Origin of the sequence: Asticcacaulis solisilvae (assembly GCF_052327315.1) — a bacterium.
GTDB lineage: Bacteria > Pseudomonadota > Alphaproteobacteria > Caulobacterales > Caulobacteraceae > Asticcacaulis > Asticcacaulis solisilvae_B.
Genome location: NZ_CP166196.1, coordinates 4063777 through 4090116, shown reverse-complemented (window position 1 = coordinate 4090116; position 26340 = coordinate 4063777). Strand labels below are relative to the sequence as shown.

At 64.1% G+C, this 26340-nt stretch carries 25 protein-coding genes and 1 tRNA gene; 14 read left to right on the top strand and 12 right to left on the bottom strand.

Annotated elements, in window-relative coordinates:
• Nucleotides 1–34: 34 nt before the first annotated feature.
• A complete protein-coding gene (locus tag AB8717_RS19185; protein WP_443748925.1) occupies nucleotides 35–163 on the bottom strand; it encodes a hypothetical protein in 129 nt (42 codons plus the stop codon).
• Between the two features lie 65 nt (nucleotides 164–228).
• On the opposite strand from AB8717_RS19185, the gene AB8717_RS19180 reads away from it, so the two are divergent.
• From AB8717_RS19180 to trxA, 7 genes are all read left to right on the top strand, one after another.
• Nucleotides 229–1065, top strand: a complete 837-nt coding sequence (locus AB8717_RS19180; RefSeq protein ID WP_443748924.1) for a GNAT family N-acetyltransferase — start codon at nucleotides 229–231, stop codon at nucleotides 1063–1065.
• A gap of 229 nt (nucleotides 1066–1294) precedes the next feature.
• Nucleotides 1295–1786: a tRNA (adenosine(37)-N6)-threonylcarbamoyltransferase complex ATPase subunit type 1 TsaE gene (gene tsaE / locus AB8717_RS19175; protein ID WP_443748923.1), complete on the top strand. Its 492-nt coding sequence runs from the start codon at nucleotides 1295–1297 to the stop codon at nucleotides 1784–1786.
• 6 nt (nucleotides 1787–1792) lie between these two features.
• On the top strand, nucleotides 1793–2893 hold the full coding sequence (gene amgK, locus AB8717_RS19170; RefSeq protein ID WP_443748922.1) for an N-acetylmuramate/N-acetylglucosamine kinase AmgK: 1101 nt from the start codon (nucleotides 1793–1795) through the stop codon (nucleotides 2891–2893).
• Nucleotides 2890–3603, top strand: coding sequence for an N-acetylmuramate alpha-1-phosphate uridylyltransferase MurU (gene murU / locus AB8717_RS19165; RefSeq protein ID WP_443748921.1), 714 nt, complete (start codon nucleotides 2890–2892; stop codon nucleotides 3601–3603). The genes amgK and murU overlap by 4 nt, the downstream gene beginning before the upstream one ends.
• 10 nt (nucleotides 3604–3613) lie before the next feature.
• Entirely contained in the window at nucleotides 3614–6637 is a 3024-nt protein-coding gene (gene addB / locus AB8717_RS19160) for a double-strand break repair protein AddB (protein WP_443748920.1), read from the top strand.
• Nucleotides 6630–10136, top strand: a complete 3507-nt coding sequence (addA, locus tag AB8717_RS19155; RefSeq protein ID WP_443748919.1) for a double-strand break repair helicase AddA — start codon at nucleotides 6630–6632, stop codon at nucleotides 10134–10136. The genes addB and addA overlap by 8 nt, the downstream gene beginning before the upstream one ends.
• A gap of 78 nt (nucleotides 10137–10214) precedes the next feature.
• The gene (trxA, locus tag AB8717_RS19150) at nucleotides 10215–10541 is read left to right on the top strand and encodes a thioredoxin (protein WP_443748918.1); all 327 of its coding nucleotides are present in this window, start codon (nucleotides 10215–10217) and stop codon (nucleotides 10539–10541) included.
• Here the strand turns inward: trxA and AB8717_RS19145 are convergent.
• The 6 genes from AB8717_RS19145 to AB8717_RS19120 form a co-directional block, all read right to left on the bottom strand.
• Entirely contained in the window at nucleotides 10538–11839 is a 1302-nt protein-coding gene (locus AB8717_RS19145; RefSeq protein WP_443748917.1) for a bifunctional folylpolyglutamate synthase/dihydrofolate synthase, read from the bottom strand. The two genes, trxA and AB8717_RS19145, sit on opposite strands and share 4 nt — an antisense overlap.
• A gap of 39 nt (nucleotides 11840–11878) precedes the next feature.
• A complete protein-coding gene (locus AB8717_RS19140; protein WP_443748916.1) occupies nucleotides 11879–12844 on the bottom strand; it encodes a TraB/GumN family protein in 966 nt (321 codons plus the stop codon).
• A gap of 88 nt (nucleotides 12845–12932) precedes the next feature.
• Entirely contained in the window at nucleotides 12933–13865 is a 933-nt protein-coding gene (locus AB8717_RS19135) for an acetyl-CoA carboxylase carboxyltransferase subunit beta (RefSeq protein ID WP_443748915.1), read from the bottom strand.
• Nucleotides 13866–13889: 24 nt separating this feature from the next.
• Nucleotides 13890–14705, bottom strand: coding sequence for a tryptophan synthase subunit alpha (gene trpA, locus AB8717_RS19130; protein ID WP_443748914.1), 816 nt, complete (start codon nucleotides 14703–14705; stop codon nucleotides 13890–13892).
• A complete protein-coding gene (gene trpB / locus AB8717_RS19125; protein ID WP_443748913.1) occupies nucleotides 14705–15937 on the bottom strand; it encodes a tryptophan synthase subunit beta in 1233 nt (410 codons plus the stop codon). The genes trpA and trpB overlap by 1 nt, the downstream gene beginning before the upstream one ends.
• Before the next feature lie 77 nt (nucleotides 15938–16014).
• On the bottom strand, nucleotides 16015–16677 hold the full coding sequence (locus tag AB8717_RS19120) for a phosphoribosylanthranilate isomerase (protein WP_443748912.1): 663 nt from the start codon (nucleotides 16675–16677) through the stop codon (nucleotides 16015–16017).
• Between the two features lie 121 nt (nucleotides 16678–16798).
• Here AB8717_RS19120 and AB8717_RS19115 point away from each other — a divergent pair, with 121 nt between their 5' ends.
• Both AB8717_RS19115 and AB8717_RS19110 read left to right on the top strand, forming a co-directional pair.
• Nucleotides 16799–17746: a glucokinase gene (locus AB8717_RS19115; RefSeq protein WP_443748911.1), complete on the top strand. Its 948-nt coding sequence runs from the start codon at nucleotides 16799–16801 to the stop codon at nucleotides 17744–17746.
• Between the two features lie 13 nt (nucleotides 17747–17759).
• The gene (locus AB8717_RS19110) at nucleotides 17760–18707 is read left to right on the top strand and encodes a glucokinase (RefSeq protein ID WP_443748910.1); all 948 of its coding nucleotides are present in this window, start codon (nucleotides 17760–17762) and stop codon (nucleotides 18705–18707) included.
• 78 nt (nucleotides 18708–18785) lie between these two features.
• Here AB8717_RS19110 and mscL read toward each other — a convergent pair whose 3' ends face one another.
• The 4 genes from mscL to cmk form a co-directional block, all read right to left on the bottom strand.
• On the bottom strand, nucleotides 18786–19196 hold the full coding sequence (gene mscL, locus AB8717_RS19105) for a large-conductance mechanosensitive channel protein MscL (protein WP_443748909.1): 411 nt from the start codon (nucleotides 19194–19196) through the stop codon (nucleotides 18786–18788).
• An 80-nt stretch (nucleotides 19197–19276) separates the two neighbouring features.
• Complete coding sequence (locus AB8717_RS19100; protein WP_443748908.1) at nucleotides 19277–19579, bottom strand: integration host factor subunit beta; 303 nt, start codon at nucleotides 19577–19579, stop codon at nucleotides 19277–19279.
• Between the two features lie 407 nt (nucleotides 19580–19986).
• Nucleotides 19987–21675, bottom strand: a complete 1689-nt coding sequence (rpsA, locus tag AB8717_RS19095; protein WP_443748907.1) for a 30S ribosomal protein S1 — start codon at nucleotides 21673–21675, stop codon at nucleotides 19987–19989.
• Nucleotides 21676–21875: 200 nt separating this feature from the next.
• Entirely contained in the window at nucleotides 21876–22517 is a 642-nt protein-coding gene (gene cmk / locus AB8717_RS19090) for a (d)CMP kinase (protein WP_443748906.1), read from the bottom strand.
• A gap of 114 nt (nucleotides 22518–22631) precedes the next feature.
• Here cmk and AB8717_RS19085 point away from each other — a divergent pair, with 114 nt between their 5' ends.
• Nucleotides 22632–23279 (top strand): hypothetical protein, encoded by a 648-nt coding sequence (locus AB8717_RS19085; RefSeq protein ID WP_443748905.1) that lies wholly within the window; start codon nucleotides 22632–22634, stop codon nucleotides 23277–23279.
• A gap of 57 nt (nucleotides 23280–23336) precedes the next feature.
• Here the strand turns inward: AB8717_RS19085 and aroA are convergent, their stop codons facing one another.
• Complete coding sequence (gene aroA / locus AB8717_RS19080) at nucleotides 23337–24614, bottom strand: 3-phosphoshikimate 1-carboxyvinyltransferase (RefSeq protein ID WP_443748904.1); 1278 nt, start codon at nucleotides 24612–24614, stop codon at nucleotides 23337–23339.
• A gap of 154 nt (nucleotides 24615–24768) precedes the next feature.
• Here aroA and AB8717_RS19075 point away from each other — a divergent pair, with 154 nt between their 5' ends.
• The 4 genes from AB8717_RS19075 (at nucleotide 24769) to AB8717_RS19060 (ending at nucleotide 26325) form a co-directional block, all read left to right on the top strand.
• Entirely contained in the window at nucleotides 24769–25260 is a 492-nt protein-coding gene (locus tag AB8717_RS19075) for a TIGR02300 family protein (protein WP_443748903.1), read from the top strand.
• Nucleotides 25261–25420: 160 nt separating this feature from the next.
• A tRNA-Ala gene (locus AB8717_RS19070) sits at nucleotides 25421–25496 on the top strand.
• 393 nt (nucleotides 25497–25889) lie between these two features.
• Entirely contained in the window at nucleotides 25890–26045 is a 156-nt protein-coding gene (locus tag AB8717_RS19065) for a hypothetical protein (protein ID WP_443748902.1), read from the top strand.
• A gap of 7 nt (nucleotides 26046–26052) precedes the next feature.
• Nucleotides 26053–26325, top strand: a complete 273-nt coding sequence (locus tag AB8717_RS19060) for a GNAT family N-acetyltransferase (protein WP_443748901.1) — start codon at nucleotides 26053–26055, stop codon at nucleotides 26323–26325.
• Nucleotides 26326–26340: the final 15 nt, after the last annotated feature.

Sequence of the window (26340 nt, the reverse complement as noted above, 5' to 3'; positions counted from 1 at the left end):
GCGCCACTTGTGCATGGAAGACGTTTGCGGGCCGTTAACCCTGGAACCACATGGCCAGAAGGGCGAAAACGACGGCGGCGACGCATATTCCCCACAGCAACGCGTACAGCGGCACGGACTTGGGGCGGCGGCGGTCTTCGTTGACGGGCGGCATATCGGACATGGCCTGCCTTTAGCATTGGGTGTCGCCTCTTGCCAGAGGCCGCAACTTACGCCAGCACTCATGCGATGCGAAAATTGCATATTGTCGACGAACTGATCTATGAGCGCGCGCCGCACCTCGTCAAATCGCCCGTGTGGTGGCTGGCGAAGCCGGTGCTGTACGCCATCCTGGGCTATGGCAAGGCCGTGCGCATGGCCGATGCCGTACGGCCGTTGAGTGGCCCCGAAGCGCTCGGCTATATTTCGAAGCTCCTGTCGCTGAAGGTCGACCTGACGGGGATAGACCGGCTGCCGCGGACAGGGCGCTGCGTCGTGGTGTGCAACCATCCGACAGGCATTGCCGACGGGCTGGCGGTCTATGACGCCATCCTGAAGCGGCGCGACGACGCCATCTTCTTCGCCAATGCCGATGCCCTGCGCGTCAATCCGCGCTTCGCCGAAAGCCTGATCCCGGTCGAATGGGTCGAAGCCAAGCGCACGCGCGAAAAGGCGCGGGTGACGCTGATCTCGGCGAAGGCGGCCTTCGACGCCGAACGCTGCGTGGTTATCTTTCCGGCCGGGCGGCTGGCGCGGAGGAATGCCGAAGGGCAGCTGGTCGATCCGCCCTGGGCGGCGACGGCGGTGTCCCTGGCGCAGAAGTACGATGCGCCGATTGTCCCGATGCATCTCGAAGGCCCCAACAGCTTCTGGTTCCACACCTTCCACAAGTTTTCGCAGGAACTGCGCGACATCACCCTGTTCCATGAGTTTCTGAACAAGCAGGGCAAGCGGTTTCGTCTGACGGTGGGCGAGGCGATCGATCCCAATGCTTTCGACATGGAAACCAACGACCTGTGTGAGGCGCTGAAACGCCATGTCGAGGTTGAACTGGCCGCCGATCCGGATAAGAGGTTCGCGGGATGAGGCACAATCGCGCACAGACCTGCACCTCCCCGTTCGGAACGAATGGGGAGGGGGACCATGAGCGTAGCGAATGGTGGTGGGGATTCTTGCTTTCTTTGATACGCCGGCGGCTGGAAAGAAAGGAAGAAACCCCACCACCACATCTCACTCGCAACGCTTCGCGATTGCTCGCTCGTGCGGTCCCCCTCCCCATCGCTTTGCGACGGGGAGGTGCAAGGGGGAGTGGAAGATGACTTTGCTAGCCCCCTTCAATATCGCCGAACCCCAAATCTTCCACCTGCCCGACGAAGACGCGACCGCGCGGTTGGGCGGGCTGATCGCCCCGCAACTCAAACCCGGTGATGTGATTTACCTCCACGGCGACCTCGGCATGGGCAAGTCGGCCCTGGCGCGCGGATTGATCCGGGCGCTGACGACCCTGGAGCAAGAGGTTCCGTCGCCGACCTTCACGCTGATCCAGTCGTACGACACCCTGTCCTTCGAGGTCCTGCACCTCGACCTCTATCGCCTGACCGACCCGGAAGAAGCCTATGAACTGGGGCTGGACGAGGCCAGGTCCCATGCCGTGCTTGTGATCGAATGGCCGGATCGCCTTGGCCATTTGGGCTTTGACGATCGTCTCGACATTGTCCTAGAAGTGCCGGATATAACCAATTTTCCGCTGGCGGCGGGCGGGCGCATAGCCCGGCTCACGCCGCACGGCGGGTTCAGGGGAAGTTAAACGCGTATGACTGCCAATACTGTGGCCGACACCCGGGAGTCGGTGAAGGTCCGTTTTCTGACCGAGGCCGGCTTTGCCGACGCCGAGCGCCATCCCTTGCCCGGCGACGCCTCGACGCGCCGCTATGAGCGCCTGGTGCGCGACGGCAAGACCTTCATGCTGATGGACCAGCCGCCGGCGCTCGAAACCCAGCCTTGCCGCGCCGGGGAGACCGAAGCCGAACGCAAGGCGTCGGGTTATAACGCCATGGCGCGCCTGGCCGCCGGCCGTATCGACGCTTTTGTCGGCGCCGCGCGCTATATGCGCGGCCAGGGCTTGTCGGCGCCCGAAGTCTTCGATCTCGATGCGAGCAACGGCCTGCTGGTCAGCGAAGACCTGGGCGACGGCTTGTTCGCGCGCCTGATCGAGGACGGCGAAGAACCTTTGCCGCTCTATCTTTCGGCCGTCGAGGCCCTGGCGCGGCTCCACGCCCTGGCGCCGCCGGAAGAACTGCCGGGCGGCTGGCCGCTGCTCACCTACGACAATCTGGCGCTGAAGACCGGCGCCGACCTGTTCGTCGAATGGTATCCACGCTTCGATCCGGAATTTCCGTTGAGCGAAGAGGCCCTTCTGGAATGGGAAAGCCTGTGGGAACCGCTGCGTCAGCGCGCGGAAGCCGGTGCCAGCGTCTTCATCCACCGCGACTACCACGCCGAAAACCTGCTGTGGCTGCCCGGCCGCGTCGGCGTGGCGCGCGTCGGCATGATCGACTTCCAGGACTGTCTGCGCGGCCACCCCAGCTGGGACCTGCACTCGCTCTTGCAGGACGCGCGCCGCGATGTCTCGCCCGAGATCGAGCGGGCGGCGCTCGACCACTATTTCAGCCTGCGCCCGGATACCGACCGCGACGCCTTCATGCGCGATTACACGGCGCTGGCGACGCTCAATGAGGCGCGTATCCTCGGCATCTTCGCCCGTCTGGTCGTCCACTACAAAAAGCCGCGCTACGAAGCCTTCATGCCGCGCATGTGGCACCATCTCGGCCGCAATCTCAAGGCGCCGGGCATGGAAGGCCTCCATAACTGGTTCATCAAGAACGGCTTCGGTAACAAGCTGATTTCCTTATGACCACTCCGACAACCGCCTTTGTCCTGGCCGCGGGTCTCGGCACCCGGATGCGTCCCCTGACCGACGACCGGCCGAAAGCCCTGGTCGAGGTCGGTGGCCGTACGCTGATCGACCATATGCTCGATCGCCTGGCGGAAGGCGGAGCGAAACGTTTTGTCGTCAATGTCCACTATTTCGCCGACACGCTGGAAGCCCATCTGAAGACCCGCACCGACCTTGATATCGTCGTCTCGGACGAACGTGACGCGCTTCTGGAAACCGGCGGCGGCTTGAAGAAGGCGCGGCCCCTGCTGGGCGAAGACCCGATCTGGATCGCCAATACCGACAGCGTGTGGATCGAACCCGAAAGCGGGAAGGCCGTACGTGACCTCGCCGCGGCGTGGAATCCGGACACCATGGACGCGGCCCTGCTGCTGGCGCCGATGGACCGCACGACCGGCTTCGACGGCGCCGGCGATTTCTTTATCGATGACGCCCGCCATCTCGCCTTCCGCAACGACGCGCCGTCCGCCCCCTTCAACTATATGGGCGTGCACATTACGCGGCCGTCGATCGTCGACGGCGTGGCCGATGCGGCCTTTTCGCTGTCGAAAATCTGGCGGCAGCTGGCGCCGCAAAACCGCTTAACGGGAGTGGTCATGGACGGCGACTGGATGCACGTCGGCGACCCGCACGCCCGCGACGTGGCCGAAGCGCGCCTGAGAGGATGAGCGCCAAAAAATGAGGAGGGTCGACGACATTTTTTCCCGACCCGGCCCGCGCTGGTACACCGTTCCCGCCGGCCGCTGCTTCCTTGACGATCTTGCGCTCGGCCTGTGTCAGTCGCTCGGCGACCGCCTGCCCGACGCCACCATATTGACACCGACCCGGCGCGGTGCGCGCGCCATGGCCCGCGCCTTTTCGCAGCAGGCGCGCGGCCGGCCCATGCTGTTGCCGCAGGTTCGCGCCATCGGCGACCTCGACGAAGGCGAGCCGCCCTTCGATCTCGACGCCCTGGCGCTCGATCTGCCGCCCGCCCTGTCGAGCGTCAGGCGGCGCTTCGAACTGGCCCGGCTGATCACCGAGCGTTACGAAGGCATTTCAGACGCGCGCGGTAAGCTTGCGCTCGACCTCGCCGACAGCCTGGCAGCCTTTTTCGATTCCCTGGCCCTGGAAGAGATCGACGCCTCGGACAAGCTCGACCGCCTGGTGCTGGGTGAGGGCGACGCGCAGTACAATCTCGAAGGCTGGGCCGAGCATTGGCAGATTTCGGCGCAGTTCCTGCGCATCGCCGTCAGCGCATGGCCCGAACGGCTGAAGGTATTGGGCGCCATGGACCCGTCGCAGCGCCAGGTCGCCCTGATCCGCCGTCTTGTCGATCAATGGCGCGAGCACCCGCCGGCGGCGCCGCTGATCATGGCCGGCACCACGGGTTCGGCGCCGTCGACCGCCGATCTGGTGCAGATCGTCGCCAACGCGCCGATGGGCGCGGTCCTGCTGCCCGGGCTCGACCTGTCGCTGGCCGACAATGCCTGGATCCAGATCGAGGACTCGCACCCGCAGAACACGCTGAAACGCCTGCTCGACCGCCACAATGTGACGCGCGATATCGTCAAGGTCTGGCCGGTGTCGCTCGACAGCAACCGCAAGGCCGAGGCGCGCCGCCGCTTGCTCAACGAAGCCCTGCGTCCGGCCGAAGCGACGCGCGACTGGCGCAGCCAGATCGCGATTCTCAAGCAGGAAGGGCCGACGACGGTCGAGGACGGGCTGGAAGGTCTGTATGAGATCGACACGGCGCGCGATGAGGAAGCCGCGTCAGTGGTGGCCTTGCTGATGCGCGAAGCCCTCGAAACGCCCGACAAGACCGTGGCCCTGGTGACGCCGGACCTTGGCCTGTCGCGGCGCGTGTCGGCGCGGCTGACGCGATGGGGTCTCATCGCCGACTCCTCGGCGGGCGATCCCCTGTTGACCAGCCTGACCGGGCGCTTCCTGCACGACCTGTTGGGCCTGGTGCTGGAACCGCACGACCCGGTGCTGCTGCTCAGCCTGTGGCGCAATCCGCTCTGCCGTTTTTACGACATCCCGGCCATGGCCGACATCGAGCGCAGCGCCTTGCGCGGGGCGCGGCCGAACGATCTCGGTACGATCACCGCAACCCTGCATGCCGACGAACGCGTCAGCGAAGACGCGATCGCCCAGTGGCGCGAATATGTCGACGCCATCCGCCCGATGATCTACCAGCCCTTTGTGGATCTCGGCGCGTCCTTGACCCTGTTTTCGATCGTGGCGCAAAGCCTTTCCGGCAACGCCGACGCCCTGTGGGCGGGCGCGGCGGGGGCGTCGGCCTCGGAACTGCTGGCCGAACTGATGCGCGAAGCCAGCGGCTATGCCATCGACAGCCCGCGCGAATTCGCCGAGATCCTGAACGCTATCCTGCAGCAGACCAAGGTGCGCACCGGCGGCAACAACCATCCGCGCCTCCAGGTCCTGGGCGCCATCGAGGCCCGTCTGATCAAGGCCGACCGCATCATCCTGGCGGGGCTGGAAGAAGGCGTGTGGCCGCCAACGCCCGAAAACGATCCCTTCCTGTCGCGCCCCATGCGACGGACGCTTGGATTACCGACACCCGAACGCCGCACCGGCCTGTCGGCGCACGACTTCGTCCAGACGGCGGCCGCGCCCGAAGTCTATCTGATCACGCGCCGCCGCCGAGAGGGCGAGCCGCAGGTCCAATCGCGCTGGCTGTGGCGGCTGAAGACCCTGTGCGAAGGCGCCGGCGTCAAATCCCTGCCGACGCGGCCCGAAGTGCTCGATTGGGCGCGTGCCCTCGACTGCGGCTTGTCCGAAAAACCTGCGACCTTGAAACCCGCCAGACGCCCCGAGCCGCGCCCGCCGGTCGATGTCCGCCCCGACAGCCTGTCGGTCACAGAGGTCGAGGTCTTCGTCCGCGACCCCTACGCCATCTATGCCCGGCGGATTCTGAAGGTGCGGCCGCTCGATCGCCCGAACGAGCCGGTCGAGGCGCGCCAGCGCGGCACGGCCATCCACAAGAGCCTGGAACGCTTCGTCACGGAAAACGCGCCGCTCGGCCGCGCCGGCGTCGAGACGCTCAACAGCCTACTGGAATATGAGCTCAAGGGCACGCATATGTCGGCCGCCGACATCGCCCTGCAAAGGCCGTTGATCCCGCACATGGCCGAGGCCTTTGTCGAATTCGAAGCGCGCCGCCGTGACGGCAAGCCGCGCCTGATCATCGAAAGCCGGGGCGAGATCCGGTTTCCGGTCGCGGGCCGCGAATTCGCCCTGATCGCCAAGTCCGACCGGCTGGAAGTGCGCGACGGCCACGTCGATATCCTCGATTTCAAGACCGGCTATCCGGCGTCGTTGAAACAGGTGCTGGCGGGCTTCTATCCGCAGCTGACCCTGACCGGTGCGATCCTGCGCCACGGCGGTTTCGAGGGAATCCGGGGCAAGTCGGTCGGCGACCTGCTCTATGTCCGCGTCGCGCCCGACGACGTGTCCGAACGCTATGTTCATGAAAAGGGGACGTCGAACGACGACCTGGCCGAAAACGCGCTCACCAGCCTGCGCCGCCGCCTCGAAGCCTATGCCACGCCGAACAAGGCCTATCTGTCGTGGACCGCGCCGCAGTTCCTGAAGAATCGCGGCGGCGACTACGACCAGTTGGCCAGGCTGTACGAATGGTACGTGCTGGGCGACGACGAAACCGCCGAGCCCGAGACCGACGGAGCGCACGATGGATGACCTGAGTGCAAATCCGCAGAACGTCGCCGCCGACCCGCGCGCCTCGTGCTTCCTGACCGCCAATGCCGGCTCGGGCAAGACCTCCACGCTTGTGAACCGCGTGGCGCGCCTGCTGCTGCGCGGCGCCAAGCCCGAACACATTCTGTGCGTCACCTATACCAAGGCGGCCGCCGCCGAAATGCAGGCACGCCTGTTCGAACGGCTGGGCCATTGGGCCGTCGCCGAAGACGACGAACTGGCCCGGCAATTGGCGGCGATCGATGAGAATCCGCACGACCTGGCGACCGCCCGCGCCCTGTTCGCCAAGGCGCTGGAGACGCCGGGCGGGCTGAAGATCCAGACCATCCACGCCTTTTGCGAACGGCTGTTGCGGCGGTTTCCACTCGAAGCCGGCCTTTCGCCCACCTTTGAAATTCTTGACGATTTCCGGGGGCAGGCGCTGTCGGAACGGGCATCCGCCGATCTTCTGACGCTCGACCTGCCCGCGCTCACCCATACCATGGCGGCGCGCGCTCGGCTGATCGTGCGCCTCAAGGCTGCCGGCTTCGAAAAGCTGCTGGCGCAATTCGTCTACCAGCACGACGACCTGGCCGAAGCGTTCGACGCTTTGCAGTCGCGCCACAAGGACTGGCCGCGACACCTGTTCAATAGTCTCGGCCTCGACGCCCCGTGCACAACGCATGAATGCCTTGAGGCCTATGCCGACCGCATCGAATGGCGGATCATCACCGACCTCGCCGGGTCTCTCAGTACCGGCGGCACGAAAACCAACCAGGAAGCCGGTCGGGCGCTGCTCGATCTGCACATGCGCTGGCGCGACGACGGTGTCCTCGACTTCGAGTGTCTGAAGGCCGTTTTCTTCACCAAGGCGGGCGAGCTGCGCAAAAGCCCCTATGCCAAGGAAACATCGCCCTCCGACGCCATCCTGCTCGATCGCCTAAGTCGCGAGGTCGTCGCCCTGGCCGATCGGCTGAAGGCCGTCGATATCGCCTCGAACACGCTCGATGCGCTTCGCCTGTTCGCCGTCTTCAGCAAACTGTTCACCACGGCCAAGCGCAATGACGGCGCGCTCGACTTCCAGGACCTGATTACGCGCACGCGCACCCTGCTCGACCGCCACCTGATGTCGGCCTGGGTCTTGTTCAAGCTCGACGGCGGCCTCGAACACATCCTGGTCGACGAGGCTCAGGACACATCGGGCGACCAGTGGGCGATCCTCAGGCCTTTGACCGAGGAATTCCTGGCCGGCGCGGGGCAATCGCGCGTCGATCCGCGCACCGTCTTCGCCGTCGGTGACGAGAAGCAGTCGATCTATGGCTTCCAGGGCGCCGACCCGGCGCAATTCCTCGACCAGGGCCGTTATTACGAACGCCGCGTCAACGAAGCCGGCCAGACCTTCGTCGCGCCGTCGCTGACGCAAAGCTGGCGGTCGCTGCCGGAAATCCTCGGCTTTGTCGACGCCGTGTTCGATGCTCCCGAACTGGCTACGGCGCTTAACTTCACCGGTGACCCGGTCGTCCACCAGCCGAAGCGCTCGGAAGCGCCCGGCTTCGTCGAGCTGTGGCCGCGCGTGCTGCCGATCGATGCGCCCGAAGCCAACGCCGATGAGGAAGAAGATGTCGCCGCGCTCGACGAACCCGGCCGCGCCCATCCGGCAAAGCGCCTGGCGCGCCAGATCGCCGTCACCATCCGCCACGAGATCGACGCCGGCCGTACCGTGTGGGACCGCACCTCGAAGGCTCGGCGCCCGATGCACGCCGGTGACGTGCTGATCCTGGTCCGCAAGCGCGACCTGCTGTTCGAGCACGTCATCCGCGAGCTCAAGATTGCAGGCGTCGCGGTGTCGGGCGCCGACCGGCTGAAGCTGGGCGAACACATCGCCTTCCAGGACCTGCGCGCCCTGATGCGATTCTGCCTGACACCGCGCGACGACCTGTCGCTGGCCTGCGTCTTGCGCAGTCCGATGTGCGACGTCAGCGAAGACGAGCTGTTCACGCTCGCCAACGGTCGCACCGGGCCGCTATGGAACGCGCTATGGAATATCGGCGGCGACGAAGGCGCCTTCGCCGACGCGCGCGTCTTCCTGCGCTGGGCCATCACGGCTTCGCAACGCCTGACAGCCTTCGACTTCCTGTCGCGTGTGCTCAATCGCCGCGACGCCGGCGGACGCAGCCTGAAGCAGCGCTTTCTCACTCGCCTGGGTGACGAGTGCGAGGACGTGCTGGATGAGACCCTGCAACTGGCGCTGAAAGGCGAGGGTGCGGGGGCCATCGGCCTGTCGGCGGCGCTTGACCTGTTCGAATTCCACGCCACCGAGATCAAGCGCGAGCAGGAAGAGGGCGGCCGCAGCGTGCGCGTCATGACGGTGCACGGCTCGAAAGGCCTCGAAGCGCCGTGGGTCATCCTGCCGGTCGGGCCGCAGCATCGTTCAAGCCGCCGCGACGACCTGCTTTTGACCTCGGGCGACGGCGAACTTTACCTCAGCGCCGGCGGCAAGAAGGCCGAAGTCGAGGCCGTGTCGCGCATCCGCGCCCGTATCACCCAGCGCGAGGAACAGGAGGCCTTGCGCCTCTTCTACGTGGCCGTGACGCGGGCGCGCGACCGCCTGACCATCTGTGGCTTTGCGGGCAAGCGCGCCCAGGCCAAAGGGCTTTTCCCCGGCTGGTACGAAATGGCCGATGCCGGTTTCGACCGGCTTGACGCCGGCGCCGAGACCATGGATCTGGCCGCGCCGTTCGACGAGATGGACATGCGCGAAATCGCCGTCATCCGCACCTTTGGCGAACGCCCGCCGGTGATGGCGGCCGAAGCGCGCTTGGCAGCGGCGCGCGTCGTCCTGCCGGATTTCGTGACGCAGATGCCGGTGAAGACCGATATGGACTCCGAAATCTGGCAGGCGATTTCGCAGATGGGCGACGAAGACCGGGCGGAAAGCGATCCGTCGCCGTCGCCGCTGGAGACGCGTAACGGGCTTGGGCGCTATCGCCGCGGCAATCTGATCCATAAGCTGTTCGAAATGCTGCCGGACATCCGGCCGGACAACCGCGAAACCATCGCCAGGCGCTATCTCGAGCGCCAGTCCGATCTTAATGACGATCAGCGCGATGAAATCCGCTCAGCGGTCATGACCGTGCTGGACGATACGCGCTTCGCCGAGGCCTTCGGGCCGGATTCCCGCGCCGAAGTCGCCCTGGCCGGGCAGGTTGGGACCAATGCGGCGGGCGCCGCCGTCATGCTGTCGGGTCGGATCGACCGGCTGGTGGTGACGCCCGACCGGGTTCTGGTCATCGATTACAAGTCGAACCGGCCAGCGCCCGATCACGCCGAAGATGCCGCGATAGCCTACCAGCGTCAGATGGCGGGCTATGTCGGCCTTCTGCGTCAGGTCTATCCGGACCGTGAGGTTTCGGCAGCGCTGTTGTGGACCGACGGGCCGAAGCTGACCCCCTTAAGCGAGACGTTAGTAAATCTCAGGCTCGCCGAAATTTCGTCGCGTTGATTTTTGACTGACACCTTACTAAGTATGGTGCAACGTTTTTGGCGCGATTTCGAATCGCCGGAAGTAAGGAAGGCCATCATGCCTACGCACAAGATTACCGATGAATCGTTTGAAAGCGACGTGCTGAAGTCCGACACGCCGGTGCTGGTCGACTTCTGGGCCGAATGGTGCGGCCCATGTAAGCAGATCGCGCCGATCCTGGAAGAGGTCGCCGAAGGTCTGGGCGAGAAGGTCAAGATCGCCAAGTTGAACATCGAGGATTCCCCGATGACGCCGTCGCGTTTCGGCGTGCGCGGCATCCCGACCATGATGCTGTTCAAGAACGGCCAGATGACGTCGATGAAGGTCGGCGCCATGCCGAAAGCGAAGCTTCTCGAATGGCTCGATGAGAACAGCATCGCTTAAGTCGGCCAGGTCTCTTCGCTTAACGCCAGCACATCGCCGGCCAGGTAAAGCGACCCGCAGATCAACACGCGCTGTGGCCCCGAAGGCAGATGCGCAATGACATCCGAAGGACTCGATGCCGTGACGGCGTCGAGTCCTTTTGTTTTGGCGGCGGCGACCAGCTCATCCGGCGGCACCATGGCGTCGGACGAGAACGGCACGCAATGAAAGTGTGCGTCTAGCCCTTCGAACGCCGCGAAGAATTCGGCCGAATCCTTGGTGTTGATCAGCCCGCAGATCACGGTCAACGGCTTCGCGTCGCGCGCCTGTAAACTGTCGATGAAAAGCCTGAGCGCTGCGGCGGCATGGGGATTGTGCCCGCCGTCGAGCCATAGTTCCGACGCGGAATCCTTTAGTGCGGCGTGCAGCGGCCCGGCCTTGATGGCCTGAAGCCTTCCGGGCCACACGGCGGTCTGCAGACCCTTGTCGATGGCTTCGGGTGTGAGACCGATCATGCGGGCGGCTTTGATGGCCACGCCGGCATTGCCGACCTGGTGCTCGCCTGGCAGGCGCGGCAACGACAGATCGAGCAGGGCGTCTTCGTCCTGGAAGACCAGCCGGCCGTTCTCGGTGTTTGCGTCGAAGCCTTCGCCCATGATGTCGAGCTGGACCCCCAGTTTCAGCGCCTGGCGCTCCAGGGCCGCGCGCGCCTCGTCGGCCTGGCGGGCGGAAATGGCCGGCGTGCCGCGCTTGAAGATGCCGGCCTTTTCGCGGGCGATCTGGCTGAGTTCATTGCCCAGAAACGCCTGGTGGTCGTAGTCGATCGGCGTGATGACGGTCAATTTCGGGTGGATGACGATATTGGTGGCGTCGTGCAGGCCGCCCAGGCCCGTTTCGAGCAGCAGCAGGTCGGCCGGCGTCTCGGCAAAAGCCAGGAAGGCGGCAGCGGTGGTCGACTCGAAAAAGGTAAGGGGCTCGCCGGCATTGGCGCCTTCGACGCGATTCAGCACCTCGCCGAGATAGCCGTCGGTAATGAGTTTCCCCGCCAGCCGGATGCGCTCGGCGAAGCGCACCAGGTGCGGCGAGGTATAGACGTGGACGCGTAACCCTTGCGCCTCCGCCATGGCGCGCAGCAGGGCCAGGGTCGAGCCCTTGCCGTTGGTGCCGGCGACGTGGACGACCGGCGGCAGCTTGTCCTGCGGACGGTCCAGCGCCTCGCACACACGCAATATGCGGTCGAGATTGAGGTCGATCCGCTTGGGATGCAGCGCTTTCAGCCGCTCCAGCGGCGCGTCGAAGGGCAAAAGACGATCGGTCATGGCGGTGCTTTAGGCCAAATGCCGACTCGGGTCCACGGATTAGGACTCGGGTTCGGCGACTTCGAGACCCTGCGCGCGCAGGCGGTCGAGCGCGCCGTTGGGCCGCAGCAGGATGCTCAGGGGAAAGGCCACGACGCTCTTGCCGGGCCGGGCCAGGGCATCGTTGATCGCCTGGACCGTATCGCCTGTGGCGCGGTCGAGCATTTCGCGCGTCGAACCGGCGCCTTCCAGGCAGGCCAGGGTCGCCGAATTGGGCGAATTGGCGCGTGCGGTGTTGAGATCGGCAACCGCCCAGGCGCGCGACGCCGTCTGCGCATGGCCGACGGCAAAGTCGATCTCGTTCAGCGTCGCGCTGACGCATTCGAACTTGTTGTCCTTGCTCATGCCGTTGAGCTTGCCGATCAGGTTGGCCGCCGAATAGGTCGCGATGGGTTTCATCGGCGTATGCCGGTCGCGGGCCAGGAAGATCAGCATCTTTTCGGGGTCGTTGGTGCTGAGGCCGTGCTTTTCGTAGATGTCCTCGCGCAGCTTCATGACGGCGACGACCGGGGAATCCTTGGCGTAATCGTTCGGATCCAGGCCGTTCTTCTTGGCGGTGCGCCAGAAATGTCCGCCGACGTCGGACGGCAGGACGTCATAGAGGCTTTTGAAGAAGCCGTTGCCCTTGCTCATCTGCCAGGCGGCGAAACCCATGACCCCGCCCTTCGCCTTGGGTCCGGTCAGCAGCACGTTGGCGGTGTCGAGCACCTTGCCGATGCGGGAACGGTCCCAGTCCAGGCGCTTTTCCATCACCGGCAGGCCGCCGACGATATAGACCTCGGAATTGCCCTTCTTCACCCGCCAGATGGCCGGTCCGGGATAGTGGTGGGTAACGACGATCTGGGTATTGCCCCATTCGTCCTCGGCCGTGCCTGTCGGCGCGGGCGCCGACGACACGGTGTCGTACTGGGCCATGGCCGGACCCGATACGAACAGCAGAAGGAGCGAAATGGCAATCAGACGCATGAGGACTCCAGCGGATACCCGATCAAGGGTTAGGAGACAATTATGCTGTCTTTATGGCCTTGGGGTAGTGCGGCGGTAACGCAAGCCGTCACGCCGCCCGGCGCCGTCCGCCCATCAGCATCGACATCAGCGCGCCCAGCACTTCCGGCAGTTCGGTCCGCGCGACGACGCGGTCGACCATGCCCTTTTCCACCAGGTATTCCGAACGCTGGAAGCCTTCGGGCAACTTTTCGCGGATGGTGTTTTCGATGACGCGCTGGCCGGCGAAGCCGATCAGGGCGTTCGGCTCGGCCAGGTGGATGTCGCCCAGCATGGCGTAGGAGGCGGTGACGCCGCCCGTGGTCGGGTCGGTCAGCACGACGATATAGGGCAGCTGTGCGCGCTTCAGTTCCTCGATCGCCAGGGTCGTGCGCGCCATCTGCATCAGCGACAGGGCGCCTTCCTGCATGCGGGCGCCGCCGGAGGCGGTAAAGATGACCATGGGGCACTTGCGTTCCATCGCGGCGCGGGCGGCGGCGATGAAGCCTTCACCGGCGGCCGTGCCCAGGGTGCCGGCCCAGAAGGCGAAGTCCTGCACAAGGACGATGCAATCGACGCCCTGGACCTTGCCGTACCCGATCGTCATGACATCCTTGGAGCCGGTCGCCGTGCGGGCGGCCTTCAGGCGCTGGGAATAGGGCTTGCCGTCCGAGAAGTTCAGAGGGTCCTCGATCACGTCGGGGGTCGGCAACGCCTCCCACTGTCCGTCGTCGAAGGTGAATTTCAGGCGCAGGGCCGGGCCGATGCGCATGTGACGGCCGGACGGCGTCACCCACTGGGCGGCTTCCAGGTCCGGGCGATAGATCATGTCGCCGGTGTCGGGGTCCTTGACCCACAGGTTTTCAGGCGTATCGCCGCGGCGGTTCACCAGTTTCGAGATACCGGGGGCAATCTTGGACAGCCAGCCACCGCGCTCGCGGCGGTCTGCGGATTTGGCGGCGGGGGGAAGCTTGGGGCCTTTTGTCGAATCAGGCATGGCCATGTATCTTGCTACTCCTGCGGATCTTCATCGCGCCGAATGGACAGCGTGGGCCAATTTTTCGGCCTTTTCCAGCACTTTTGCCGGGATCATCGCTTTTTCAGGTAAAGAATTCTTGATTTCATCGACCAGCGCCGAGCCGACGACGGCCGCGTCGGCGACCCTGGCGACGGCCCCGGCGCGCTCGGGCGTGCGGATTCCGAAGCCCACGGCGACCGGCAGGCCGCCCTTTTCACGAACGCGCGCGACCGGACCGGCAATGGCGTCGGCATCGGCTTCCTTGACGCCGGTGACGCCGGCCACCGACACGTAGTAGATGAAGCCGCGCGTGCGGCGGACAAGCGTTTCAAGGCGCTTCTCGTCGCTGGTCGGCGTCGCCAGGCGGATCAGCGCCAGGTCCTGGCCGTCAAGAGCGTCGGTCAGGCCGTCGGCTTCTTCCGGCGGGCAGTCGACGACGATGACGCCGTCGGCGCCGGCCTCGGCCATCTGCGACGCCCAGGTCTCATAGCCGCGCTGCTCGACCGGGTTCATATAGCCCATCAGGATGATCGGCGTGTCCTGGTCGATTTCACGGAAACGGCGCACCAGTTCGAAGATGTCCTTGATCTTGGTGCCGGCCTTCAGCGAGCGTTCGGCGGCGCGCTGGATGGTCGGACCCTCGGCCATGGGATCGGAGAAGGGGAAGCCCAGCTCGATCAGGTCGGCGCCGGCGGCCGGAAGACCTTTCAGCACTTCGAACGAGGTGTCGAGATCCGGATCGCCGCCCATGATGTAGGCGACAAAGGCGGCCTTGCCCTCAGCCTTCAGCGCGGCGAAGCGCGCGTCGATGCGTGATACGCCCATCACAGGCCTCCCATGGTTTCGCCCATCGCCTTGGCGACGGTGAAGATGTCCTTGTCGCCGCGGCCCGACAGGTTGAGCACGACGATGCCGCCCTTGCCGACCTCCCTGGCCAGGTCGCCGACGCGCGCGATGGCGTGCGACGATTCCAGCGCCGGAATGATGCCTTCCAGCTTGGAGGTGAGCGCGAAGGCCTCAAGGGCTTCTTCGTCCGTGGCGGTGACGTAGCGGGCGCGGCCGGTGTCGAACAGATAGGCGTGTTCGGGGCCGATGCCGGGATAGTCGAGACCGGCCGAGATCGAATGGCCTTCCAGGATCTGGCCGTCGTCGTCCTGCAGCAGGTAGGTGCGGTTGCCGTGCAGCACGCCCGGACGGCCGCCGTTCAGCGACGCGGCATGGCCGTTATAGACGTCCAGCCCGTGGCCGGCGGCTTCGACGCCGACGATCTTGACGCTGTCGTCGTCGATGAAGGGGTGGAACATGCCGATGGCGTTCGATCCGCCGCCGACGCAGGCGATGACGGCGTCGGGCAGGCGGCCTTCCTGTTCCAGAATCTGCTGGCGGGTTTCCTTGCCGATGACGGTCTGGAATTCGCGCACCATTTCCGGATAGGGGTGCATGCCGGCGGCCGTGCCGATCATGTAATAGGTGTCGTGGACGTTGGTCACCCAGTCGCGCAGGGCTTCGTTCATCGCGTCCTTAAGCGTGCCGTTGCCGTTGGTCACGGGCACGACCTCGGTGCCGAGCAGCTTCATGCGGAAGACGTTCGGCTTTTGACGCTCGACGTCGAGCGCGCCCATATAGACGATGCACGGCAGGTCGAAGCGCGCGCAGACGGTGGCAGACGCCACGCCGTGCTGGCCGGCGCCGGTTTCGGCGATGATGCGCGTGCGGCCCATGCGCTTGGCCAGCAAAATCTGGCCGATGCAGTTGTTGATCTTGTGCGCGCCGGTGTGGTTCAGCTCTTCGCGTTTGAAATAGATCTTGGCGCCGCCGAAATGCCCGGTCAGGCGCTCGGCGAAATAGAGCGGGCTCGGGCGGCCGACGAAGAATTTCATCAGCGAATGATATTCGGCCCAGAAGGCTTCGTCGTTACGGGCGCTTTGCCACGCTTCGTTCAGCTCCAGCACGAGCGGCATCAGGGTCTCGGGCACATAGAGACCGCCGAATTCACCGAACCGGCCACGGGCGTCCGGCTGGTGATAGCTGTTGGGTCGCTGGAACGGTTCGTTCACCGTAAGGGTCCTCCAAAGCCGGACGCGGGATGCGTCCGCAAGCGCATGCCGCAGGGTCGGGCGGCGAAAACCCCGGCTTATAACGCTTTTACGGAGCGAAGAAAGCGGGAAATCAGTTCAGGCGACTTCAGGCCGGGCGCGCTCTCGACTCCGGACGAGACATCGACGGCCTCCGCGCCGCTGATTCGCAGGGCTTCTGCGACATTGTCCGGGTCGAGGCCACCCGCCAGGAACCACGGTTTTCGCCACGTCCGGCCGGCCAGAAGCGTCCAGTCGAAGCTCAGGCCCAGGCCGCCGGGCAAGTCGGCATCCTTCGGCGTCCTGGCGTCGAACAGCAGGTAGTCGGCGCTGTATTCATAAGCCTTTGCCGCGGTGAGATCGTCGGCATTGGACACGCTTATCGCCTTGATGACGGGCAGGCCGGTCAGCGCCTTGACCTCGGCGACACGCTCCGGCGTTTCGTGGCCGTGCAGCTGGATCATGTCGGGTTTTACGACGTCGCGCAGGGCTGTCAGCAGGGTTTCGTCGGGATTGACCGTGACGCTGACCAGCGGAAGAGCAATGCCGTCGTCGCGCACTGCCTGCATCAGGGCGGCCATTTCATTGATCGTCAGATGCCGCGGACTCTTCGCAAAGTGAATGAATCCAAGGAAGGCAGCGCCATCGCGGGCAGCGACGCGCGCCGCCTCCAGGGTGGAAATACCGCAAATCTTCGTGTGGGGTGCCGCAGGCTGTGTCATTTTGGTGTAATGAAGGGCGACTTTAGCAAAAATCAAGACTTTGCCTCTAAAACGATGTTCTTAAATAAAACGAAAAGACAAATCCGGAAACGTGAGGCCGGAAACGCGAGGGAACACGGGAATGGCGGAAACCATCCTGCTGACGGATATAAGCAACGGCATGTACATGAAGGTTGCGCTGGCTGAGCGCGGCGAACGGCCGGGTCACAGCACGCACTATGCCTGCGAGACGCTGGACGAATTCAAGTCGGCCCTGCGGGATTTCCTCGAGCGCTGCGACAATCCCCAGATCAAGGGCGCGGCCCTGTCGGCCGGCGGCTGGGAAGAGCACGGCGTCATGGCCATGCCGAACCACCGGTTCAAGATCAGCCGCAGCGAGATGCGCGACTTCCTGGGCGTGCAGCGGCTGAACCTCGTCAATGACTGCGTCGCCAAGGCCCTGGCCATTCCGCGCCTCGGCCGCGACGAAAAGGTCCGGGTCTGCGGCGGTTCCGAAATGGAAGAGCAGGTCATCGCGCTGATCAATTCGCACAACGGCCTGGGCCAGGCGGGCCTGGCGCCCGACGGCATGGGCAACTACACCGCCATGCCGTGCGAGGGCGGCCACTCGGACCTGACCTGCGTCACCGAACTCGAATTCCAGGTAATGAAGGCCCTGTCGCGCAAATACGGCCATGTGTCGCGCGAACGCGTCATCTCCTTCCACGGCATAGCCGATATCTTCACCGCCCTGTCCGAAATCGAAAAGGATGAGCCCCAGGCGCTTTCGCCGGAGGAAGTCATCGCGCGCGCCGCCGGCGGCGACGACCGGGCGCTGAAGGCCGTCAACCTCTCGATGGGTTGGCTGGCGGTGATGGCCAGCGACGTCGCCCTGATCTTGGGGGCGCGCGGCGGCGTCTATATCGCCGGCGAATATCTCGACGCGGTCGGCGACCTGTTCGATATCGAAGCCTTCGCGGCCCGCTATCACGACAAGGGCCGGCTCAAGGGCTATGTCGGTGAGATTCCGGTGTACCGGGCCACTGCCGAAGACATGGAAGTCATCGGCCTTGCGACCCTTTTCGATTAGGTGAAAACAGCCGATGACCGGTCACGTCCTGCTCTGCGACTTTTCCTTCGGTTCCTATATGAAGCTGGCCCTTGGCACGCCGGGGCTGCGGCCGGGCGAGCCTTCGCTTTACGCCATCAACGGCCGCAAGGACTTCGACGAAGCCATCACCGACTTCCTGAGCGCGCATAGTCAGCCGCGCCTGATCGGCGCGGCGCTGGCTTCGCGCGGATGGGAACTGAACGGCAAGATCCAGCTGCCGGAAAAAGGCCTGACGATCGACCGTGACGACCTGCGGCAACTGGCCGGCGTCCAGCGCGTCAACCTGGTCAACAATTTCGTGGCGCGCGCCCTGGCGATTCCCCGCCTGCGTTCGGATGAGCGCGTCAAGGTCTGCGGCGGTGACGCGATGGAAGAACAGGTCATCGCCGTGCTGGGGCCACACTTTGGTCTGGGCCAGGCGGCCCTGGCGCCGGACGGTATGGGCGGCTGGACCGCCATGCCGTGCGAAGGCGGCCATTCGGACCTTCCGGTCGTGACCGACCAGGAATGGGAAGTCTTCAAGATTCTGCAAAAACGTCACGGCCATGTTCCGCGCGAATTCGTCATTTCCTTCGCCGGCCTGGTCGAACTGTTCAAGGCCCTGAACCAGATCCACGGCTCGGAGGCGCGGGCGACCACGGCCGAAGAGATCATGGCCCTGGCCAATATCGGCGATCCGCTGGCCGTCGAGACCCTGTCCATGTGCAGCGCCTGGCTGGCGGCCATGGCGTCGGACGTGGCGCTGATCCTGGGCGCGCGCGGCGGCATTTACCTGACCGGCGACCTGATGGACCTGATGGCCGAGGTCTTCGATGACGACGCCTTCTGCCGGCGTTATGTCGACAAGGGGCGCCTGAGCCACTTTATCGAAGAGATTCCGGTCTATCGCACCCAGGCCAAGGACCTGGAGATCGTCGGACTCCAGACCCTGTTCGACTGATTATCGAATCGGTTTTCCATACAAAAACGCCGGCTTGCGGGATCGCGAGCCGGCGTTTTCTATTTGAGACCGGAAAGCCTATTTCGCGGCGTTCTGCTTTTTCAGCTCGGCCAGGATATCGGACAGCAGGGCTTCCTGCGTCGGGCCGGGTTCGGCGACGACGACCGGCGGGGGCGGCGGCATCAGCTTGTTGATCGCCTTGACGACCAGGAAGATGGCCGCGCCGATGATCAGGAACTGGATGACGGTATTGATAAACAGGCCGTAGGAGATGACGACCTGCGGCTTGACCGGATCGATCTTGGGCAGCTTGAGCACGAGGCTGGAAAAGTCGACGCCGCCGGTCACCAGGCCGATCGGCGGCATGATGATGTTATCGACCAGCGAGGTGACGATCTTGCCGAAGGCGCCGCCGATCACGACACCGACCGCAAGGTCGACGACGTTGCCGCGCATCATGAAGGTCTTGAATTCCGAAGCGATACCCATGGGCTAGCCCTCCCGGGGGTTAGAGCGCATCCCAAAAAGTGTGTAGCGGTTTTTGGATAAGATGCGCGACCAAGTCAAAGTCAGTCGTCGGATGTATCGTCGCCTGACAGGTTAAGCCGTTCGCGCAGTTCCTTGCCGCTTTTGAAGAAAGGAACGTGCTTGGCGGGCACCTTGACCGATTCGCCGGTTCTGGGATTGCGCCCGGCGCGGGCGGGCCGCGAGCGCACGGACAGGGCGCCGAAGCCGCGCAACTCGACGCGGCCGCCCTTTTCCAGGGTGCTGATCATGGATTCGAAGATCAGATTGACGGCGCGTTCGACGTCTTTCTGGGTCAGGTGCGGATACTCAGCCGCCAGCTGTTCAATAAGCTCTGATTTCAGCATTGCTGTATCCCCCAACAAGTGAACCGATCAGACTCGCACCATGTCCGAAAACCAAAAAGCGATCAAGGGCTTGTTGGCATATTAACCATTCTGATAGCGGTATCACGCAAAATTTGTGGCCCGATCGCGGCTATTTCGCCCTGCGACCGTCCGATTTTCTCCGGAAAAGAGAAAATGTACGAAAAATCCTTGTGCTTCCAGCGGTTACATTTCCTGCACAATCCGAATATACGGCGCCGCACAATCGATTGGATCGGCTAATTCCGACCGCGCGGCGTCTGGTCACACATGCGTGATAATGCTTCTCAAGAAAAAAGCCGGCGCTGTTTCCAGCGCCGGCGTCTATCTTTTTGCATCTTCCCGAACCGCCTGAGCGCGTTCACGCCGCCGCGGCCGGGGCAGGAAGCTTAGCTGCCCGCCTTGTCGCGCAGGGCGGCGCCGAGGATGTCGCCGAGCGAAGCGCCCGAGTCCTGCGAGCCGTACTGTTCGATGGCTTCCTTTTCGGCCGCCATTTCCAGGGCCTTGATCGACACGGAGACCTTGCGGGCCGCCTTGTCGACATTGGTGACCTGGGCGTCGATGCGATCGCCGACGGCGAAGCGCTCGACGCGCTGCTCGTTGCGGTCGCGCGACAGGTCCGACTTGCGGATGAAGGCCGACATCGGGGCGTCGTCGTCGCCGAAGCGGACTTCGATGCCGCCCGAGGTGACTTCGGTGACGGTTACGGTGACGGTCTGGCCCTTCTTGAAGGTGTCGCCGGTCATCGGATCGTTGCCCAGCTGCTTGATGCCGAGGCTGATGCGTTCCTTGTCGACGTCGACGTCCAGGACCTTGGTCTTGACGCTGTCGCCCTTCTTGTACTTGGCGATGGCTTCCTCGCCCGGAATGTTCCAGTCGAGGTCCGACAGGTGGACCATGCCGTCGATGTCGTTTTCGAAGCCGACGAACAGACCGAATTCGGTGGCGTTCTTGACTTCGCCTTCGATGGTCGAGCCGACGGGGTGCTGACGCAGGAACTGATCCCAGGGATTTTCCTGGGCCTGCTTCAGGCCGAGCGACACGCGGCGCTTCGAAGCGTCGACTTCCAGGACGACGACCTCAACCTCTTGCGAGGTGGAGACGATCTTGCCCGGATGGACGTTCTTCTTGGTCCACGACATTTCCGAAACGTGCACCAGGCCTTCGACGCCCGATTCCAGCTCCACGAAGGCGCCGTAGTCGGTGATGTTGGTGATGCGGCCCGAGAACTTGCCGCCGACCGGATACTTGACGTCGACGTTTTCCCACGGGTCGGATTGCAGCTGCTTCATGCCGAGGCTGATGCGTTGCGTGTCCGGGTTGATCTTGATGATCTGGACGCGGACCTGGTCGCCGACGTTGAGGACCTGCGACGGGTGCGAAACGCGCTTCCAGGACATGTCGGTGACGTGCAGCAGGCCGTCGATGCCGCCCAGGTCGACGAACGCACCGTAATCGGTGATGTTCTTGACGACGCCGTCGCGGATCTCGCCTTCGGCCAGCTGGCCGACCAGCTCGGTGCGCTGTTCGGCGCGGGCTTCTTCCAGGATGGCGCGGCGCGACACGACGATATTGCCGCGCGGACGGTCCATTTTCAGGATGGCGAAGGGTTGTTCCTTGCCCATCAGCGGGGCGATGTCGCGCACCGGACGGATGTCGACCTGGCTGCCCGGCAGGAAGCCCGAGGCGCCGTCCATGTCGACGGTGAAGCCGCCCTTGACGCGGCCGACGATGGTGCCCATGACCGGTTCGCCACGGTTGAAGATGGCTTCCAGGCGGGTCCAGGCTTCTTCGCGGCGGGCCTTCTCACGGCTGATGACCGCTTCGCCCATGGCGTTTTCAACGCGCTCGAGATAGACCTCGACGGTGCCGCCGGCCTTCAGGTTCGCGCCTTCGGAGCCGAATTCCTTCAGGGGGATGCGGCCTTCGGTCTTCAGACCGACATCGACCAGCACGTAGTCCTTTTCGACCGCTACGACCAGGCCGTGGACGACCTGACCTTCGAGCATGTCGCGGCCCTGGAGGCTTTCGTCGAGAAGCGCAGCGAAATCGTCGCGCGAGGGATTGTAATCGCTCATTCAGATTCTTTTGGTGTGGGCGCGTGTCCCGGTCCTTTGATCCCCAAATGACAAACGGAGGCGGAATGCCTCTGGGGAAGGTGCGCGGGGGTGCGGCTTTGGGTTATGGGATTGTGGGCCGGGGCCCTGGGTGCGCTGCGGCGGCTAACCGCCCGAGACGTCTCTTGTGCTTGCCTCTGAAGAGCCGCGGGGGATTTGGCCTATCGGCCAGAACGGTCTTTCACAAGGGATCGCGCAGCCGCGATGGCGGCTTCTATACCCAAGTCGGACGTATCAAGCAAGAGCGCATCGGCGGCCATTTCCAGCGGAGCGTCGGCACGGCCGGAATCGCGGGCGTCGCGGATGCGGATGTCGTTCAGGACATCGCCGGGCGCCAGGGCGGGATTGGCTTTGCTGAGCTGCAGCCAGCGGCGGTGCGCGCGGACTTCCGGGGCGGCGGTGACGAAGATCTTCACATGAGCGTGCGGCGCGATGACCGTGCCGATATCGCGGCCGTCGAGGACCGCGCCGGCCGGCTGGTTGGCGAAGCCCGTCTGGAAGGCATTGAGCGCGGCGCGGACCTCAGGCACCGCGGCGACCTGGGAGGCGCGCTCGCCGGCTTCACGGCCGCGAAGGGCGTCGAGCGCCAGCAGCTCGGGCGTGATTTCGCCGGCCAGTTCCGACAGGGCCGCCGGATCGTGCAGCGGCACGTCGTTGTGAAAGGCCAGGTGCCCGACGGCGCGATAGAGCAGGCCGGTATCGAGGAAGGGCAGGCCGTAGTCGGCGGCGATGACGGTCGCCAGCGTCCCCTTGCCGGAGGCGGCCGGTCCGTCGAAGGCGATAATGAGGGGCGTCTGGGTCATGGTTTTGCGGGTGAGATATGCAACATCGGTCCGAAAAGCGCTTACCAAGGCCGGGATGGTTTGAAAAGTCGTGAAAAATGGTTAATGTCCGCTGACGGTCCGGGGGTTGCACCGATGAGCATAGGCACATTTATGGGCGGGGTGGCGGAAGAGTTTTCGTCATTTCTGAACGGCTATAAGGATGAGCGCCTTGTCGCACATGGCGCGGCCGTCGGCTTGTTGCGCGCCACCGATGGCGCCGGTGCGGAACTGACGAGCTTTTTCAGCGAACTGAATGAAGTGGTCATGGCCTTCAACCAAAGGCAGATCCTGTTCGGCGACCGTTATTTCCGCCTGAAGTTCAAGCTCCAGCCGATCAAAATTCCCGCGGACTACCGGCTGAAATGCGCGCAGCTGCGCATGTATTCCTACTTCTTCACCAGCGAAGGCGCGGCCCTGAAGCTGGCGCGGGACGCCGAGATTTTTTACGACTATGTCCGCGAACACAACACGGTCGCGCTGATCCGCTTCCTCGGCTACGACAACAGCGTGCGCAAGCTGTTGCAGACGATCGACGAAGTCCACCTGCGCCAGCTGGTGACCCTGGTCAACGGCGGTGAAGCGGGCGGGTCGCCGCTGGGTGTCAACATGCTGATCCACGACTTCGACAATACGGGCGCGGTCTATCTTGCGCGCAAGGCGGAGTTCGCCGACCTGAGCAACGGCCTTGCCAGGCTGACGCTCAAAAGGCCCCTGACCAAGGCCGAGCTTAAGCAAAAATAAGCCGTTGCCTGGTCGCGCACCTTATCCAAAAAGTGCGCCACACGTTTTGGGGTGCGCTTATTCGAACGTCATCTCGACGCCGACGCTGGCCAGGTCGCGCCAGTAGCCGGGATAGGTCTTGGCCGTGCAGCCCGGATCGAGGATGCGTACGCCGCCGACGACCAGGGCGGCCATGGCGAACGCCATGGCGATACGGTGGTCGTGATAGGTGTGGATGTCGGCTTCGACCGTGCGGCCGATCAGCGTCGCGTCCGGCGTAATCAGCAGATCGTCGCCGATTTCCTCGGCCAGGCCGGGCTGGATGCGGTTGAGCTCGGTCGCCACGGCATTGATGCGGTCGCATTCCTTGACGCGCAGGTTGGCGATGCCGACGAACCGCACCGGCTTCGCGCTGAACGCCGCCAGGACGGCGATGGTCGGAATGGCGTCCTGCATCTGGCTGCCGTCGATGACGGCGGGCAGGTTCGGGAACTGCGAAATGACGTCGTACGCCTTGGCATCAGGCTGCATCATGTCCCGGGGGGCGATGCCGATGTCGATATTGGCGCCCAGCAAGGCGTTTATGCCCCAGATGTATGTGGCGGCGCTGGCGTCGGGCTCGACCCAGTAATCGCGGGCTTCGTAAGGCGTGTTGGCGATATCCCAGGCCAGCGGCCCGGTCTGGGTGATGCCGGCGCCGAAGGCGCGCATGCAGGCGAGCGTTATGTCGATATAGCCCAAAGCACCGATATCGCCGTCCTTGACGCTTAAAGAGAAGGGCGCGTCGCCCTTGGTGCCGGCCATCAGCAGCGCCGAGACGTACTGGCTGGACAGGCTGGCGTCGACGGCGATGGTGCGTTTGGCGAACCCGCCTTGACTGACGACGGTGACGGGCGGGCAGCGGGTCGGCGCGGTCGCCTCGACGCCGGCTTCGTTCAGTGCCTCGACCAGCGGCGCGATCGGCCGCTTTTGCATGTGTTCGTCGCCGGTCAGGACCGTCGTGCCGGCGATATTGGCGGCAGCGGCGGTCAGGAAGCGCACGGCGGTGCCGGCATTGCCGAGGAACAGGGGCTCGGCCGACGGGGTCAGCGTTCCGGTGCTGTCGACCAGGAAGTCCGTATCGCCGGTATCGGTGACCGTGACGCCCAGTTGGCCGAGGGCGCGCGCCATATATTTGGTGTCGTCGCTTTTCAGCGCGCCGCTGATATGGCTCTTGCCGGCGGCCAGGGCGGCGATCAGCAGCACCCGGTTAGTGATCGACTTCGACCCCGGCAGGGCAATCTTTCCGGCCAGGGGCGGGCGGGCTCCGGTTGCATGCGGAACAAGTCTTACGGCGTGTGCTTCTTTGGGGGTCATGGACGTATGGATATGGCCTGGCTCGCGGCCGCGCGAAAATCGCGACGAAAAAGTGAGGCCTGAGCGAATTTAAGGTTTTGACAGGAGGCCTATCTAGTGGCAAGGGGGCCGAACGCAAACGCATTTTTTCTATCCCGATAGATAAGGACGACCCGTGGCTGATCCCGCCCTTGGCACCAAACAGATTTGTCCTAATTGCACGGCGAAGTTCTACGACCTGAACAATCGCCCCGCCCACTGCCCGCGCTGCGCCTTCGAATTCGACCCCGAAGAAGCCGTCCGCACCCGTCGCGCCCGCGTGCGCACGACCGCGCCGGACTACGAGGATACCGATGAGGAGGCCGAAGATCAGGTGAAGGGCAAGACCGCCAGCGAGGACGAAGACGAGGAAGAACCGGAAACGGTAACCCCCGAAATCGACGAAGTGGTGGCCGACGAAAGCCTGCTGGCCGAAGAAGACGAAGACCTCGATCCGGCCGATCCGGGCCGCGTCGGGACTCCGGACTCGGTCGACATGGATATCGAAGACGCCGATCTGGGCGACGACGATGCCGATGACGTGCCCTTCCTGGAAGACGATGAGGACGATGCCTTCGACGAAGATATCGAGGGCATTCCCGGCGCCGACGACGACGACAATATCTAAGATGAAAGGCCGCTGGTGTTACCGGCGGCCTTTTTCGTTGCGGGGCGGCTGCCCACAAAAAATCGAAAAAACTTTTGAAAAAAGGCTTGCACGGCGGAAGGCGTTGAAATAGTAGTCGCCGCCTCGGACGGGGCGACCCTTCCGGACCATCCTTAAAGATGGGGCTATAGCTCAGTTGGTAGAGCGCTTGAATGGCATTCAAGAGGTCAGCGGTTCGACTCCGCTTAGCTCCACCATTAAAAAACCCGCCCCTCTTGGGCGGGTTTTTTAATGGTGGATTTGTGTGTCGAACCGCGCGGTTCGGCGCCGCGCTCAGAGAGCGGACTGGGCCGACATTCGGCGTTAGCGCAAAAGAATGGCCGAAAGGGCGAGCGACGCCGCAGCGTAGCGGAGGCGCCCGAAGGGCAAGCCGCGTAAAACGCGGCGCGTCACTCCGCGTGGTTTCCACACGTGAGACCGCGACTGCCAGCCGTTAATGCCGGTCTCTAACGTCTCTCACTCCCCACATCGTCACCACAACCTTAACCTGAGCCGTTTATACATTCCTCATCGAATCTTGATATGCTGATTGTCTAAAAATGAAACACGGGCGCCGGTGGGCGTTCGGCTTACAGGGCATGGTGTTGGCTATGAAAAAGATTGAAAGCGAAAACTGGATTTCGGCGGCCCGTTCGATGGCGCCGGTAATGTCGGTTCAGCTGTCCGCGCGCAGTGCGACTCTGGCGTCGCGTCCGCGTTTCGCGGGTGTATCGCGTCCGATGCACGGCGAGCCGTTCGCCGGCTGACCGGGCCGTGTCGCGGATCACAGATAACAGGCCGGCCAAACGCTTCGAACTCGAAGTGGACGGCCATATCGTGTTCGCCGACTACAGCCTCGAGAACAGTCATCTGCGCATCCATTATGTCGAAGCGCCGCCGCAACTGCGCGGCACCGGCGCTGCCGGCCGCCTGATGGAAGGCATTGCCGAACTGGCCCGCGACAAGGGCTGGCGCATCATTCCGATTTGCAGCTATGCTGCCGCCTGGATGCGCCGCCACGACGAGTATCATAGTCTGCTCGCCTGACGGCGAAATTTCGAG

Bases quoted from the DNA above. Each gene is read 5' to 3' on its own strand.
- AB8717_RS19185 (WP_443748925.1), bottom strand. From the start codon at position 163: ATGTCCGATATGCCGCCCGTCAACGAAGACCGCCGCCGCCCCAAGTCC.
- AB8717_RS19180 (WP_443748924.1), top strand. From the start codon at position 229: ATGCGAAAATTGCATATTGTCGACGAACTGATCTATGAGCGCGCGCCG.
- tsaE (WP_443748923.1), top strand. From the start codon at position 1,295: ATGACTTTGCTAGCCCCCTTCAATATCGCCGAACCCCAAATCTTCCAC.
- amgK (WP_443748922.1), top strand. From the start codon at position 1,793: ATGACTGCCAATACTGTGGCCGACACCCGGGAGTCGGTGAAGGTCCGT.
- murU (WP_443748921.1), top strand. From the start codon at position 2,890: ATGACCACTCCGACAACCGCCTTTGTCCTGGCCGCGGGTCTCGGCACC.
- addB (WP_443748920.1), top strand. From the start codon at position 3,614: ATGAGGAGGGTCGACGACATTTTTTCCCGACCCGGCCCGCGCTGGTAC.
- addA (WP_443748919.1), top strand. From the start codon at position 6,630: ATGGATGACCTGAGTGCAAATCCGCAGAACGTCGCCGCCGACCCGCGC.
- trxA (WP_443748918.1), top strand. From the start codon at position 10,215: ATGCCTACGCACAAGATTACCGATGAATCGTTTGAAAGCGACGTGCTG.
- AB8717_RS19145 (WP_443748917.1), bottom strand. From the start codon at position 11,839: ATGACCGATCGTCTTTTGCCCTTCGACGCGCCGCTGGAGCGGCTGAAA.
- AB8717_RS19140 (WP_443748916.1), bottom strand. From the start codon at position 12,844: ATGCGTCTGATTGCCATTTCGCTCCTTCTGCTGTTCGTATCGGGTCCG.
- AB8717_RS19135 (WP_443748915.1), bottom strand. From the start codon at position 13,865: ATGGCCATGCCTGATTCGACAAAAGGCCCCAAGCTTCCCCCCGCCGCC.
- trpA (WP_443748914.1), bottom strand. From the start codon at position 14,705: ATGGGCGTATCACGCATCGACGCGCGCTTCGCCGCGCTGAAGGCTGAG.
- AB8717_RS19120 (WP_443748912.1), bottom strand. From the start codon at position 16,677: ATGACACAGCCTGCGGCACCCCACACGAAGATTTGCGGTATTTCCACC.
- AB8717_RS19115 (WP_443748911.1), top strand. From the start codon at position 16,799: ATGGCGGAAACCATCCTGCTGACGGATATAAGCAACGGCATGTACATG.
- AB8717_RS19110 (WP_443748910.1), top strand. From the start codon at position 17,760: ATGACCGGTCACGTCCTGCTCTGCGACTTTTCCTTCGGTTCCTATATG.
- mscL (WP_443748909.1), bottom strand. From the start codon at position 19,196: ATGGGTATCGCTTCGGAATTCAAGACCTTCATGATGCGCGGCAACGTC.
- AB8717_RS19100 (WP_443748908.1), bottom strand. From the start codon at position 19,579: ATGCTGAAATCAGAGCTTATTGAACAGCTGGCGGCTGAGTATCCGCAC.
- rpsA (WP_443748907.1), bottom strand. From the start codon at position 21,675: ATGAGCGATTACAATCCCTCGCGCGACGATTTCGCTGCGCTTCTCGAC.
- cmk (WP_443748906.1), bottom strand. From the start codon at position 22,517: ATGACCCAGACGCCCCTCATTATCGCCTTCGACGGACCGGCCGCCTCC.
- AB8717_RS19085 (WP_443748905.1), top strand. From the start codon at position 22,632: ATGAGCATAGGCACATTTATGGGCGGGGTGGCGGAAGAGTTTTCGTCA.
- aroA (WP_443748904.1), bottom strand. From the start codon at position 24,614: ATGACCCCCAAAGAAGCACACGCCGTAAGACTTGTTCCGCATGCAACC.
- AB8717_RS19065 (WP_443748902.1), top strand. From the start codon at position 25,890: ATGAAAAAGATTGAAAGCGAAAACTGGATTTCGGCGGCCCGTTCGATG.